General features: G+C 44.1%; 12 protein-coding genes. 3 read left to right on the plus strand and 9 right to left on the minus strand.

The window, feature by feature from the left end; translation table 11 throughout:
* Nucleotides 1-47 precede the first annotated feature (47 nt).
* On the minus strand, nucleotides 48-1079 hold the full coding sequence (locus AC1XUD_RS04945; protein ID WP_483359851.1) for a bestrophin family protein: 1032 nt from the start codon (nucleotides 1077-1079) through the stop codon (nucleotides 48-50).
* A gap of 91 nt (nucleotides 1080-1170) precedes the next feature.
* A complete protein-coding gene (locus AC1XUD_RS04950) occupies nucleotides 1171-1428 on the minus strand; it encodes a hypothetical protein (protein WP_483359852.1) in 258 nt (85 codons plus the stop codon).
* Nucleotides 1429-1600: 172 nt separating this feature from the next.
* Here AC1XUD_RS04950 and AC1XUD_RS04955 point away from each other — a divergent pair, with 172 nt between their 5' ends.
* The 3 genes from AC1XUD_RS04955 (at nucleotide 1601) to AC1XUD_RS04965 (ending at nucleotide 6469) form a co-directional block, all read left to right on the plus strand.
* Complete coding sequence (locus tag AC1XUD_RS04955; protein ID WP_483359853.1) at nucleotides 1601-4435, plus strand: TonB-dependent receptor; 2835 nt, start codon at nucleotides 1601-1603, stop codon at nucleotides 4433-4435.
* 59 nt (nucleotides 4436-4494) lie between these two features.
* The gene (locus tag AC1XUD_RS04960; RefSeq protein WP_483359854.1) at nucleotides 4495-5559 is read left to right on the plus strand and encodes a phytase; all 1065 of its coding nucleotides are present in this window, start codon (nucleotides 4495-4497) and stop codon (nucleotides 5557-5559) included.
* A 220-nt stretch (nucleotides 5560-5779) separates the two neighbouring features.
* Nucleotides 5780-6469, plus strand: coding sequence for a hypothetical protein (locus AC1XUD_RS04965; protein ID WP_483359855.1), 690 nt, complete (start codon nucleotides 5780-5782; stop codon nucleotides 6467-6469).
* Nucleotides 6470-6526: 57 nt separating this feature from the next.
* Here the strand turns inward: AC1XUD_RS04965 and AC1XUD_RS04970 are convergent, their stop codons facing one another.
* The 7 genes from AC1XUD_RS04970 to AC1XUD_RS05000 all read right to left on the minus strand — a co-directional run bounded on the left by AC1XUD_RS04970 (nucleotide 6527) and on the right by AC1XUD_RS05000 (nucleotide 14378).
* Complete coding sequence (locus AC1XUD_RS04970) at nucleotides 6527-8053, minus strand: DUF3500 domain-containing protein (protein WP_483359856.1); 1527 nt, start codon at nucleotides 8051-8053, stop codon at nucleotides 6527-6529.
* Nucleotides 8054-8165: 112 nt separating this feature from the next.
* A complete protein-coding gene (locus tag AC1XUD_RS04975) occupies nucleotides 8166-8369 on the minus strand; it encodes a helix-turn-helix transcriptional regulator (protein WP_483359857.1) in 204 nt (67 codons plus the stop codon).
* Entirely contained in the window at nucleotides 8366-8761 is a 396-nt protein-coding gene (locus tag AC1XUD_RS04980; RefSeq protein WP_483359858.1) for a hypothetical protein, read from the minus strand. The genes AC1XUD_RS04975 and AC1XUD_RS04980 overlap by 4 nt, the downstream gene beginning before the upstream one ends.
* Before the next feature lie 366 nt (nucleotides 8762-9127).
* Nucleotides 9128-10138, minus strand: coding sequence for a WD40/YVTN/BNR-like repeat-containing protein (locus AC1XUD_RS04985; protein ID WP_483359859.1), 1011 nt, complete (start codon nucleotides 10136-10138; stop codon nucleotides 9128-9130).
* Between the two features lie 173 nt (nucleotides 10139-10311).
* The gene (locus tag AC1XUD_RS04990; protein WP_483359860.1) at nucleotides 10312-11802 is read right to left on the minus strand and encodes a hypothetical protein; all 1491 of its coding nucleotides are present in this window, start codon (nucleotides 11800-11802) and stop codon (nucleotides 10312-10314) included.
* A 6-nt stretch (nucleotides 11803-11808) separates the two neighbouring features.
* A complete protein-coding gene (locus tag AC1XUD_RS04995; RefSeq protein WP_483359861.1) occupies nucleotides 11809-13563 on the minus strand; it encodes a hypothetical protein in 1755 nt (584 codons plus the stop codon).
* Nucleotides 13564-13565: 2 nt separating this feature from the next.
* On the minus strand, nucleotides 13566-14378 hold the full coding sequence (locus AC1XUD_RS05000) for a hypothetical protein (RefSeq protein WP_483359862.1): 813 nt from the start codon (nucleotides 14376-14378) through the stop codon (nucleotides 13566-13568).
* Nucleotides 14379-14512 lie beyond the last annotated feature (134 nt).

Consider the following 14512-nt stretch of genomic DNA (forward strand, 5'->3'; position numbering starts at 1 on the left):
TAAGCATTTTCTGAATACGCGATATTTTAAGGCAGAATCCGATGATTTTAAAATAAAGAATTATAATACGGTTTAATTCTTTCGGGAAGCTCCCTCTCTCCCATCATATCCATTAAATCGATCTCAATATTCCGAACGATCGTCGCCAGAGGCGTATCATTCAGCAAACCTTCAAAGGGATTTTCGCTGATATCGCCGACATATTCCATGAACATGAAAACCCATGAAACGATCAGGTTGAAAGGGATGAGCAAAAACATATGCTTCTCGCCTAATTCCACAAACTGCGGCAGCAATCCGAATGGTAGCAGACTCATGAATATAAAGATAAAAAGAGTAGAAGTGGTGGCATATTGACGAGGGAAAGGCGTGTTTTTGATACGCTCGCTTTTGCCCTGTTCATCATACAATTTTGATATCAGATCCTGCAAAGCAACGTGCTGGTATGCATCGATCGCTCCCATTTCTCGCAACTTACTGATATGCTGGGCCTGATGATCAAGCAGTTGGGTCGACCTGTTTTTCTTGGTGTTAACAATAGCAACCTCATCATCAGACAAGTATTTGGCCATTTCTAACTCGCAATCTGCTTGGTTTTTATGCAGCGCGTTTCTTTGTCGCTTGCTGGCTTTATCTTGATGCTCCCAGCTGGTTCGTTGAGCCATAGCGCTTTTGAGAGCATATAACCAGGCTATATGCCGGTAAATAATTGTCTGTATTTCTTTATCCTTACCCGTTTCCAAATCAGTAACATTGACCAAAAAACCCCTCACCGCTGCACCGAACGAGCGACTGTGATTGGTGATACTCCCCCAAATTTTACGGGCCTCCCAACTGCGGTCGTACGATTGATTATTCTTGAAACCAACAAAAAAGGCAGTAGCTGTACCGACGAGTGAAACTGGTAGCCAGGGGATAGCAACCCATTTCCAGCCTAAATAATCATAAACAAAAATGGCCAGAGAGCCCGTGCACAGCGAAAATAAAACCATTCGCCAGGAGTAGTAATAAACAATAACGGGTGACAGGTAGCGATTAACGTACATAGGAGAATTGACAATGAGGTGAGTAGGTTTCACAATTTATCGAAAAACTGCTAAAACTTTATGAACTTCTCAATGATGATAGGTATTAGACCCACATTGTTTTTGCTCAATCATTTCATATTGATTAAAACAATGCGTTGTCACCACTTCGTGGTTCTGGTCGCTCGATTGATGCATTAGCTATAATAATTCCAGTCCTTCGGACTTTGCAGAGCCACGGAGTAGTGGCGATATTATAGAAATCGATATCTCCAAGAAGTGTAACCCATAGTGGCAGAAATATCATAATCAACCACAAAGTGGTGGCAATATTACTGAATCTGATATTACCCAAAGAAGCAAAACCCTGAAAGGGTGAAAAACAGAATAAATTTGTCACCATTTTATAATTTTCAAACCGTTTCTATTTCAGGACCTTAACGCGATCCTCCATCCTCCTTTCGTCCCTTTCCACCATCCCCCCCTTTATTCGAAGAAAACAATTTCTTAACACTCGATTATCATTGAGTTAATCCTGTGCGGTGAGCTTTGCAGATTAATAAAACTCCTGTGTTATGAAATACTCACCATCAAAAAATTCAATTTTTCTTTTCCTGATTATTGTGCTTACGAGTACGATATCTTTCGCCCAAAAGGGGTTGATATCAGGGAAAATTATGGACGCCCAGAAATTGTCGCTTCCGGGTGCTACGCTCAGGATCATGCCTGGTAACCAGTATACCATTTCGGATGTACATGGAAACTTCGAATTTCTGAACGTCTCGGCAGCTACTTACCGGCTGGAGGCTACCTATATGGGATATCAGAAACTGACTCAGGATATTACCGTGGAAAGCGGAAAGGCCATCTCTGTGAATCTGACAATGCTGGAAGGCGGATTGGATATGAATGAAGTCATCGTGATGGGCGACCGTTTGAAAGGTCAGGCCAAGGCATTGAACCAGCAGCGCAATAATGAAAATATCAGCAATATCATTTCTTCCGATCAGGTGGGTCGTTTTCCCGATGCCAATATTGGTGATGCGCTGAAACGCGTGCCGGGCGTCACAATGCAAAATGATCAGGGAGAAGCGCGGAATATCATCATTCGCGGCCTTGCCCCGGAACTTAACTCCGTGACGATGAATGGCGACCGGATTCCTTCAGCAGAAGGTGATAACCGTCGCGTACAGATGGATTTAATTCCTTCGGATATGATATCGACTATTGAGGTAAACAAAACGCTGACTTCAGATATGGACGCGGATGCGATCGGTGGTTCGGTCAATTTGGTGACCAGAGCGGCTCCGAATGGCCAGCGGATATCAGGAACCTTGTCGGGTGGGTTTAATCCGATCAGGGGAAAAGCACTATATACCGGCGGTTTTGTTTATGCCAACCGTTTTGCCAAAAATGCGATTGGAATGGTATTGAGCGGCTCTTATAACAACAATACTTACGGTTCTGACAATGTGGAAGCAGTATGGTCGAAAGACGATTTTGGGAATATATATGTTAGTGAAAACGATGTCAGGAAGTACGATGTTCAGCGTATCAGAAGAAGTATATCAGGTGCTTTTGATTTCAAACTAAGTCAAAATCATACGCTTACAGCGAACGCTATGTACAATTGGCGCGATGACCGGGAGAACAGATATCGCGTTCAGACTGACGATATAGAACCCATATACAACGACGACAACAAAATAACTGGTTTCGAAGGCCGTGTGGCGCGTCAGACCAAGGGCGGGATTGATAATAACAGAAACAAAAGTGGCCGTCTGGAAGACCAGCGTGTGCAGAATTACTCATTGCGAGGAGATCACCTATTGAGCCCGAAAGTGGATCTGGACTGGAGCGTAAGTTATTCTACGGCGAGTGAAGACAGGCCGAATGAACGCTATATTCGATTCAGAGAAGGTGGAAATACATTGACCTACAATGGCGATAGCCGTTTTCCGGTAATGATCGCAAACGAACTGGACGCCGCGTCGATGGGATTAAATGAAATCACAGAAAATCACGATTTCACAAAAGAAACTGAGCTCGGTGCAAAGGTTAACCTGCGCTTTCCATTTTCACTTGTCCCAGATCAGAAAGGTCGTATTCGCGTAGGTGGACGTTTGAGACTCAAGACCAAAGATCGTAACAATAATTTCCTGGAATATACTCCGGTAAATGAGGATGATATCGCAACATTGGGCAGCACCTCAACTGTATTTTGGTCGGGTAAAAACTTCCAGGCTGGTAACAATGTCGTTCCGGGGTTGTTTGCAAGCAAACAATATATCGGCGGGTTGAACCTGACGAATACCGCTCAATTTGAATCAGAATCGGTGCCGGGAGAATTTTTGGGAGCTAATTATAATGCGAAAGAAAATATCATGGCCGGATATCTGCGATTTGACCAGGATTTCAACGACAAGCTGTCGATGATCGCCGGTGTTCGACTTGAAAATACATCGATTGATTACACCGGTAATATCATAGAAGACGAAGAAGACCTGGAAGGAACACGCTCGGTTAAAAACAATTACCTGAATGTGCTGCCTAGTTTGACATTCAAATATGACGTGACGGACAAATTCATTTTGAGAGCCGCCGCGACAACAGCGCTTGCCCGTCCTAACTATTATGCGCTGGCTCCATATATCAGCATTTTGCCAAGTGACCAGGAGATTTCGGCTGGAAATCCCGATTTGAAAGCAACTTATTCATGGAATTTCGACTTCATGGCCGAAAACTATTTTGAGTCTGTAGGGTTAATTTCTGGCGGAGCTTTTTACAAAAATCTGAAGAACTTTATTTACACATATCGCAATCAGGAATATACCTCCAGCGATTTCTCAGCCGATTTCCCGAATATCACGAACCCGATTACAGCTGGTCAGCAATGGGATTTTTATCAGTCGCGTAATGGGAAAAGTGTGAACGTATTCGGTTTCGAAGTCGCATTCCAGCGTCAGCTTGACTTCCTGCCGGGCTTCCTGAAAAACTTTGGAATTTATACCAACTACACATTTACGAAGTCTTTTGCTGACGGAGTTTACAATGAAGATGGCGACGAAAGAACGGGAGTTTCGTTGCCTGGAACCGCACCGCATATGTTCAACGCCTCGCTTTCGTGGGAGAACAAGCGCTTTTCTGCCAGATTATCAGCCAATTATACTGCTTCATATCTGGATGCACTGGGTGGAGATGAGTTTGATGATATTTATTATGACAAACAGTTTTTCCTGGATGCGAATGCAGCATATAAAATCACGAAAAACCTGCGTGTATTTGCGGAAGCAAACAATATTACCAACCAGGCTTTGAGATATTACCAGAGCACTTCTTCGCTTACAACCCAAAGCGAATATTACCGGGCTCGTTACAATGTCGGGTTAAAATTTGACTTGACCCGGTAAACTCATTACCATTTTAAACGTTGGCAAACAGGCCAATCCATTGAATTAAAGTTATTTAAATGAAAATATATCAACCTATATTATTTGTATCAGCGGCTTTGCTGGCAATCAGCTGCAACCAGCATTCTTCGAGTGAATCTACCGGAAACACAACGGATACCGTTGCTATTCAACCCGTTATTATCACTGACACGGTAAGGCATGACACCGACGATCCGGCAATTTGGATCAATCCGGAAGACGCTTCTAAAAGTCTGATCATCGGAACCGATAAAGACGAAGATGGGGCACTCTATGTGTTCGACCTGAAAGGCAAGATCATCGAAGACAAAGTTGTGAGAAACCTGAAACGACCCAATAATGTCGATATCGCCTATGGCCTGATATTGAATGGCAAAAAAACCGATATAGCGGTAGTGTCAGAACGCGAGGCCAACAAGATCCGCATATTCAGTCTGCCGGATATGCGTGCGATTGACAATGGCGGGATTGAAGTTTTCAAAGGTGATTCGTCGCAGGCTCCAATGGGGATTGCACTATATACCCGCCCGGCCGATCATGCCATTTTCGCAATTGTTGGACGAAAAACCGGGCCGGCTGATGCATATCTTTGGCAATATAAACTGGCTGATGACGGCAAAGGAAACGTTGCGGGAACGGTAGTGCGTAAGTTTGGAAAATACAGCGGAAAGAAAGAAATCGAGTCAATTTCGGTGGACAATGAGTTGGGATACGTTTATTATTCCGATGAGCAAATCGGTACGCGAAAGTATGAGGTCGATCCTGACAGCGCAAATAAAGAGCTTGCCTTGATTCCAAATACTGATTTCGCAGAAGATAACGAAGGGATATCTATCTACAAAACGGGTGCAAAAACGGGCTATATCCTGGTTTCAGACCAAGGTGCCGGAAAGTTTCATATTTATACCAGAGAAGGAACGCCAGACAATCCACACGAGCATAGACTGGTCAAAGTGGTAAAAGTAGCGGCACTGAAAAGCGATGGATCAGATGTTACAAACGTCAACCTCGGAGGAGATTTTCAAAAAGGCGTGTTCGTCACCATGGATGAAGGCAAGGTATTTCACTATTATAAATGGGAAGACATTATAGGAAAAGATTAATAGATAAAATGGAACAGTAGCATTGCAAAAATGGAGTTCATCGTTGATGGGCTCCATTTTTCTGTTTGAGAAAAAACGATTTAAGAGTTAGGAACTGAAGGCGTTGATAAAGCCAGGCACGATTATGCTAGAGAATAATATAACCTACATTGGGACGTTAGTCCATGTTCGCTATTCAACTTTTTGATAGCCTGCTTTTCAAAATATAATCAGATTAAAAATGAGTCAATTTAAAGTAAAAGTTTTGTCGTTCGAGCAAATTCAGGAATTGCCCGGATCCTGGAAAAAAAATGATTTGATAAATCTGCTGAACGCGATGAGTTATGCCAACCCAAACGAAATCAAGGAAGCCGAGCTGAAAGAAATGTGTATGATGTCTTTAACTGACTTTGAGCCTCAGGAAGCTGCAAAGATTGTTTTAGATTACACAATCGCCGAACGCTTAACGGAAGGGCAAATCGAAAATCTTTCACATGAGATACTGACCGAAAAACTTTGGGAAGAATATCCCGATCTACCATTGCACCCCGATCTCTTCAGGTCAACGCAACTACTTTATGATGCCTTCAATGGCAAGTTCCCAAGAGCGGAAGCGGTTCATTTCACTATTGAAATTGAAGGTGATATCACTATTTTTAATGACAATCCGGAAGCGCCTGTTGTAAGAATTCTCGCAGCTGGAATGTCTGACAGAAGTCTGATCCAACGCCTTTTTTCCGATCAACTCGAAGGAGAACAGTTCAGCGAAGCGAAAGACATACTATGGCAGTTGAACGAGGTTTCCAAAAGCGATTCTTCCGTTACATATGACATAGTAAGTTCCGCATATTGGCTTGAGGAAATCAAATATGCTGATAGCTATGAAGCCGAGGCACATGCTGACGTGGTGGTAGATGAGGATGCCGGGTAAATGAGGTTCCTGGTTGTTTGAAAACTGCTGTTTAAGATAAGTTATACTGTCTCAACATTAATGTCCACCCCTGCTCAAGTGCTCCTTAAGCAAATCCTTCCCATAATCGTTGCCATTTGGCGTGCGGACTACGGTATGGATGTGCTTTCTGCTTGGGCCGGGGCGGACATGTGTTCTGTCCCAATTTGAGACCGGGATTTGATGGTCAAATTCGATCAGAATAACCGGGCTATGAATCCTGTAATAAAAGGGACTTTCAGGATCTTCGCTTTGAACCCAGGTAAAGTTGGTTTCTTTCAAGTGCAATTTCACTTCCTCCATTTTTACTTTGGCATGCCCCTTGTCCATATCGGCCACATATTCATAAATCAGATCAAGAAGCCCGTTTTGCTGGCTCTCCGTTAGTTCCGTCGCTGATATACCGGTCTTGGCAATAATCTCATTGTCCTTGAATGCTTCTGCACGGTTGAAATCGAATTCCTTCTTTCGCCATAAAGTTGCCTTCGCCTTTTGCGTAGGATTTAACGAGGCATAAAATTCCGCACCTTTCCTCTCCTCAGGTTCAAAAGTCCGCAGACCCATATTCTCACCTGAATCGATATACGTCGGCTCCGAGCCCATAAAGGTCGGTGTCATTACCACCTGGTCTCCTAGTACAAAATAATTGATCACCAGGTGGTGCCCGTCCAGTTGCCAACCCCATAGTTCGGTAATGGAGGGAGTCCCCATAAATGAGAACCAATATTTTTCGCCTCCCAAAAGCTTGTTGGCGGGGGTAAGAATGGACAGATAGGCTTCCATACTCATAATATCCTTTGATTTTTTCAAACCTTTCGAGCTAAGTCCGGTCTTTAGAATCGCGAAAGCCAGGTCTTTCTGCTGCTGCGTCATCTCTTCCAGGCCAATACCAGTCCGCTGATAAGATTCGATATTATGCCATTTGCGCCATTCGGGTGAGTCGATTGGAAACATGCACTTCGCACGTTGCTCATCTGTAAGTATTCCCAGAAATTGGGTGACGGCATTTTGCAAAGGTTTGTTACTCACACCAGTTCGCTTGATAGGAAATAGATTTTCTTGGGACTTTCCGTCCGTTGTAATGCCCACAAACGGAGTTGCCAGTTGAATCTTTTCTTGCGGCGAATTGGTTTGAAAAACTGGTATCGCGGTAGAAGGCTTCACTTTTCCTGCCAGCCCGTCGGCATATTCCCAAAGATCAGTACGGGTTTCCGATAGGTTTTCCGTCAGTTTGACCCTTCTCCACATTTCCATCCTGCTGCGGCCCGATTGGTATCGGTAGAATAGGGTTTTGCCCGCCAAAGAATCGGGAAAGGATAAGGTCTGATGATATAAGCCCTCTACATTGGGAGACTCCATTGCTTGAGTTTTAACCTGATAGTTGCCGTTTTCCAACGGCATAAGCATCCAGGAAACATAAAGGGAATCAAGGCGGCTTTCCTCTGGAATCTTTAGGTTCAAAGTAATTTTTATGCCCTGATTAGCCTGAAAATTACTAAATGCCGGCTTAGCAGAAAATACCATATAGATGGCTAAAAGCATTCCGAGGTGGAGATATGATTTCATAACGTTTAGAGGAGTTACGGGTCAATGACGCTTGCCTTACCGATTAAAGGCAGTTCCTCTAAGTTTCTAATCATGAAGCAATTAGACGATCAGAAATTACGAAATTCCATAATCATTCCTCTCCGTCATCCAACTGAAACAAAACCTCGACAGTAGTATCAAAAACTCTGGCCATGCGTAAGGCAAGTACGGTTGAAGGAACGTATTTCCCGGTTTCAATGGAGTTTAAGCCCTGGCGCGATATCCCGATGTATTTTGCAAGATCCGCCTGCGTCCAGTTTTTCTTCGCACGTTCGACCTTTATTGTGTTTTTCATACCCCGTACTTTCTTTTCGAAACGAACCAACCAATAAAATAAAAGGCCCAGCAATAGCACACCACATATCCATATCCAAACCAGAAGGGGTTCGAAATATTGCCCAGGTTTAGTAGAAACAAAAGCATTATCAACATGACCGTCAATGAAAAACCGATCACGACAGCTTCCAATTGAACGCGTTGCTTCACTTCGTCCATAACCGAAAACGATTTAATCAATTTCCAAATGAAAATGGCAAACGTAATAATCGGTACGGCAGCAATAATAACTGATACGGACGGGCTAAAATCATAATGTTTTAAAAACCATGTGGCAGGTATATAGGTCGCTCCATGAATGAGAGCGAAGATCACTGAATCCTGATGCGCTTTTTTTACAGACTGTTCCATCGTGTTCCATGTTTAGTTTCTGTAAAGATATGTAAACATTTCTTTTTGTCAAGTATTGTTGACAAAAGGTCTACAATGATGGCTATTTTTTCGAAAACTAAGAATACTTTAGATTTGTGTGAGATCCGCAACCAAAAACGTCATTCGTCGTTAAACAAACTGTGAACTAAAGATATATTAACCTGTTGTATTATCCAGAGTGACAGTATGATCTTCAGTGTCTGGCATCGCGTCGCTATATAGCCTGAGAATATTAAAAGCCCTCAAAGCTATCCATAGGGACACACTTTGAGGGCTAAATGTTGTTAATTGGCTTCTATCAATATACTATATCTCACTCAATCCGGCAATGTATATTGGGAAATTTCAGCATCCTCCACCTCTCGGAATAGCATATATCACGTCGTTTGAAACAGATAAATTGAAGACTTTATCTTTTATTGCCGGAAGTAATAGTTTCCATGTTTTCCCCTTGTCTGATGATCTGTAAATGCCATCAGGGTGGCCACAGAACAAGTTTTCACCAAACTCGGTAATGGATGCAATATAAAGGCTTGCGGGGAGGTCAGCATCAATGGCCTGCCAGGTTTTACCACCGTCGTACGAAGTTCGCACTCTTCTGGTCTCCGATTCTGTATTGCAAGTAATCGCAGCGAACCCTCCTTTGATGTGTTCTATGGCAATACCTACACCGCCCTCACTAATCACATTAGCCCAGTTATCACCATTATCTGTCGACCGAATTATACCATGCTGACTGGTCGCGAGCAGTACGCCGTCTGACTCTACCATTTTCATAACCCAGCCTCCATAATATACTCTCTCCCAACTTTTTCCATTGTCCGTAGATTTAAAAAGTCCGTTGTCGCATCCGATGAAAACTGTGCCTCCGGTTTCAAAAACGGTGCGCACGCTTTTCTGCGGAAAACTCGAATAAATAGGCAACCATAGATCCGTTCCGTTCATTCTTTGCAAAAATTGTCCCCCATAATTGTACGAAAATATACCGATCTTGCTCGGGGCAAGGCTTCCAGGGTTTGCAGTAGCAACCTCTTTTTCCCAAAGAGGAGTCGAAGCATTAGCTTGCCTACGGTATAAGCCATTCTCTGCACTTATATACAACTCATTATCAGTTGCATAAAAGCCATCCCTCGAAACACCCTCAGTCTGCAAATTTGTGGGCAGCCCTTCGCTGATGTCTTGCCATGTCTGTCCCCCATCCGAAGATTTAAAAATGATATTTGCCGCTAAAGCTTTTTCTTTTTTCTGTACTTGCACACTATCCCGGCGAGAAGCCATTTGTGGAACCTCTCCCCTCTTATAAAAGGCAAATGAGAATGGAAAAACGAGCAAAAAAGCGAGGCTATGGATTTTCATGACGCTACTTGATTTGGTGAAACAATTAAGCAAAGGTATCCGGCATCAATCCTCCATGGGCACGCTATATGTAAAAGCTTGTAAATGGAATGTAAAACGTTGCAAATCAACTGATATTAATTTGCAAACGGCGAATTCAAGCAAAATAGTTTTCTTTCCAAATATCAGCCAAATCACCCATACTGGTAATTTACCGCATAGGGCATCGTTCCCGACAAGTATGCCTGATAAATTTGCCCTTGAAATTTCCACTCGTACAGATGCGCCAATCCATCCGGGGCTTTTGGGTTTTGAACAAGGAAAGAAACCAAACCATTTTTTCTTCTGCTAAATACATAACCAATTCCTTCATGGTAGGCGTCGACAATATCGTTCGCCCAATTGTTTTCCATCGGAATCCAGCTGCCCCCGTCGACACGAAACTCGCACCATTCGTCCTCTCCACCTTTTGTGAGCCGGAATGTCCTGTTATATAGATATCCTGAGTAACCCAGATCATTTTCGGCCTGATATCCAGGCAGGTTTTCCACTGTTCCCGGTGTTCCCCACGCCGGACAAGTATTCAGATCTGCTGTTTCAGTCTCCGCGTTTCCGTTTGGAACCCATAAGCCTTCCTGATGCCATTGGCGATCGACTTTATAATCAGGATTTGTACGCTTCCCTGAAAACATAAAAGGTATAAACGCCGACAGGAATATCCGGCCCAATAACCCCGTTGAATAAGCAATATTCGGGCTTACATGCATTTTGGAACGCTGATAAAATTTCCCTTCCGGTATCCGCCACTCTGCATGCACATTTGGAAGCCATTCATGAAAACATTGTTCAAATACTATACAGTGTTTTTCGGTTTTCTTCTCAATATAATGGTTAAAAATGATGTCATATGGAACATGGTTGACCTCGTCAGGAGAGCTCAAATAGATAGGGAGACAATAGGCGTTCATTAGTTCCAAAGTTCCTCCGGGCAGCATCGGATTACCCGGCCAGCTGGACAGAGGCGAGAAAAACAGTTCCTTCGCTGCCGATTGTGATATATCCTTAATATTGGGGCCCAATCCCGTAAAGTAATTCCAGGCCATCAAAATCTTTCGACCTGCCCATCTTGCTTTCATCCGAGGAACCCACGCCTCGCACCATCCTCGAATAAAAGGCCAATGGGTTCCAACTGCGTAGATATTCTCCGAATTTTGTCCAACAAATATCGTGTGCTCGGTATTATAAAGCAGCCCCTTTTGAAAGCCTTCCTCATAGCTCATCGGCTCGGTTGCGCCGGGAGGAGTATTAAAAAAGCGCTTGTTCCATATATATGGCCAAACAATCCCTACTCCCGGAGGTGAAAGCCACTCCTCGTTTGCCGGACCGTGATCGGGTAGCGAAAACTGAACATTTGTCGTTGGCACATCGTCATAACCATACCCTTGTGAACGGAAAGCCACAACTTGCGCATCCGTCCATCCCGGCTGAATCATATCACCTTTTGTAAAGTGCGTCACCCCGACATCTATCAATTCCTGGAGTGTGCTTTCCGCACGGGGTGCTACCCATAAAAAGTCAGGATCAGGTTCAACCGGAGGAAGCACATCCATGAAGGCCGGATATTGCAGCAAGGGGTCGTACTCCTTCGGATAATGCGGTAGAAAAACCAGATTTATGTTTGCCATGTCGTATTACTGCTTAATGTAAACGATATCTATTTGTGCGTACTGTGCGCCATAACCCATGAAGGTCACAGCATCCGTATCGGCAGGTCCCGCGCCCGGCTGATTGTTGGGACCCACACTTAGAGATGAGATCCCGACCCGCGAGAAACATTTACGAATCGACAACGGCCCGGGAAATTGGTGAATATAATTAACCAACCTGCCCATTCCCAAATACCGCTTTTCGTTTATAACATAGCTTACCTCATAACCCGAGGGTGGCGTTGAAATCACCTCGTCGGTGTAGCTATATCCGCCCGCAACCGGAGTTTCAGTAAGCTTCATTAACCCAGGAAAAGTCCTTAACCTTTGGTAGGATTTGTATTCGCCAAGTTGGGGATTAAGAGGTGCGATCGGATTAACCGGTGCTGCTGCTCCCTCAATTTTGAAGGTGTTTGACCAGGAAATGACAGACTTACAGTTAGCGCCTTCGTTGCCCAGCTGGTACGCTCCGGGCGGCAACGGCGTGTCAAAAGTCCAGCGGGGCTGGTTGCCGGGAGTGAAAACAGCTCTTAGGTTATTAGAGCCGTCTCTGGCAGCTACTTGGATCAACCCATTACGAATTATAGCACCTGACGCCATATCCTTCAAATATGTTTTGATACCCTCAATACCGTCACCATCAAAATGCCAGACAACCTGTGCCGAAGTAGCCAGATCAATGGACATAACAGTTGGGCCTCTGCCACAAGCAGCAAGAATCGGTTCAGTTTTTAATACAATCTCCTTGGGCGGCATCAATTGACTCAACGTTGGAAGCGCAAATGTCTGAGTAAGGATCGAACTGCTATTGGCGCTGGCAACGCTCAGTCTATACTCCTGACCGGGATAAAGGCCGGAAGACCCAACGGGATTAAGTCGAAACACCTCGTTATACGGAGCTGCCCATTCCGTAGTGCCCTCAATCCATTTCGTATTGTCCCAAGGACTATTGTTCCATGACAATCCGGATATCGGCGCTCCATCGACACGCTCAATTTTAAGTTTAGTATCAGCCGTCCTGTTGACCCAGATACTCGCCTCTCTGGTGTTCGCATCAAACGTATAACCTAGAAAGATAAGCCAATCCGAAGCGGTTGAAACGATTGTTTGCGCCGGGCAATCTACGGTGGTCTGTAAGCTTCCAACCTCAAGTTTCCATTGACCGGGAGTGGGCAATTGTTGATGCCTTATCTCTCCGGCAGCAAACTCCAAATCAGTGTCCAATACTACCCCGCCGGTTTCGTGATTGTAAATTTTGACATGATAATTACCGCTTTTATTGATTCCGTAAGCGAGAACTTTATCTAGGGTAATCGCCGGCTCAACTACCCACGTGAGCGTAGCAACAGACGTCGCAACATCCTGCACGTTCGCCCCGTTTGGTTCATCAAAAACTTCATAACGTTTGGAACGAAGTCTGTAACGTTCCACCAATCGAACTACCTCTCCCACTTGCTGTGTGGAAAGTCCCCGGGGTATCGAAACCCGAAAATCGAAACTGATACCATCTTCGTCCAATATCTTAATATCCGGGTGAATATAGGACTGTAGAATGAATTCAAGTACCCCCACCTGACCAGCAGTCCCTGTATCAAACTGACTATCATATTCATAATCGTTTTGAGCAGTGATGGTTTTGTTCACAGGAGAAAACAAAGTCGTTGCAATTGCAATATGATTAGGCAACCGAAGGTTTGCAGGCAGCATCTGCCGCACATATTTTTCAATATCCAGCAGCATGATTAATAAGTGTAAGTGATGACTGAATCATTATGGATTATGGCATAACCAGCCTCGGCGAGCACTTCGCTTTGATACGCAGACCAGTTTGACTCTGTCGGTTTCCGTTTGAAACTTTGGTTGATTGTACAGTCCTTTACTCCGGCAATCTTCCGAATCGCATCCGTCAGCGATGTATTATTAACTAACGAGTCTTCGGGTAAATTTGATAGATATCCATTGATCGCTTCAATAACGGGAGTTCTATTCGTGTTCGCGAGAAGCGCTCCGGTCAGAGCCATTATCTGGCGGTCCACTTTAACGCTAGCTACCAGCTTTAACTGATCTGCATCAAGGCTTATGACATCCAGTAAAACGCCGGCGAATTTGACCTTCGACATGTATTCTTTTACCGCCGACAATTCATTTTCGGACAGCGGAACCAGTCCGTTATTTTGCTTTTTTGCAATTCTCAGAGAAAGCCTGCCAGTGGTGATATCCTCGGTCATCGTCGCCTGGCTAATGATATTTTTGGTCGGGTCAACTACGGAATATGCCACCTGCCCATTGACAATTGAAATAGCATCTCCATATTGAAAAAGCTTAGCCTGGCGCACATACCAGGATATATTACCAACCTTGCCCTTTGACAAATCCGTTTCCAAATTCTGGCGGAATTTATCCCATGACGACTCAAGCATCTGCACAAACAAAGCAAACAGGTTGCGCATTTGTTTAAACATGCCTGTCTCGCTTGTTGTGTCAATACCTGAAAGGGCAGGAAAGGTGGCCTGTACTGAATCCATATCGGCCTGGATCTCTTCGATTGTTCTCATGAAAACGTTGTTTAATTATGCCGCTCATTTCTATTCTGTGCATACCCGAACGTCTCATATTGAAATAACAAATCATGTACGGCACAGTCAGAATCAAAAATACTGTGCAATTTCCACTCGTCTTATACCTTAAA

Source organism: Dyadobacter sp. HNCC25DJ184, from assembly GCF_056895215.1.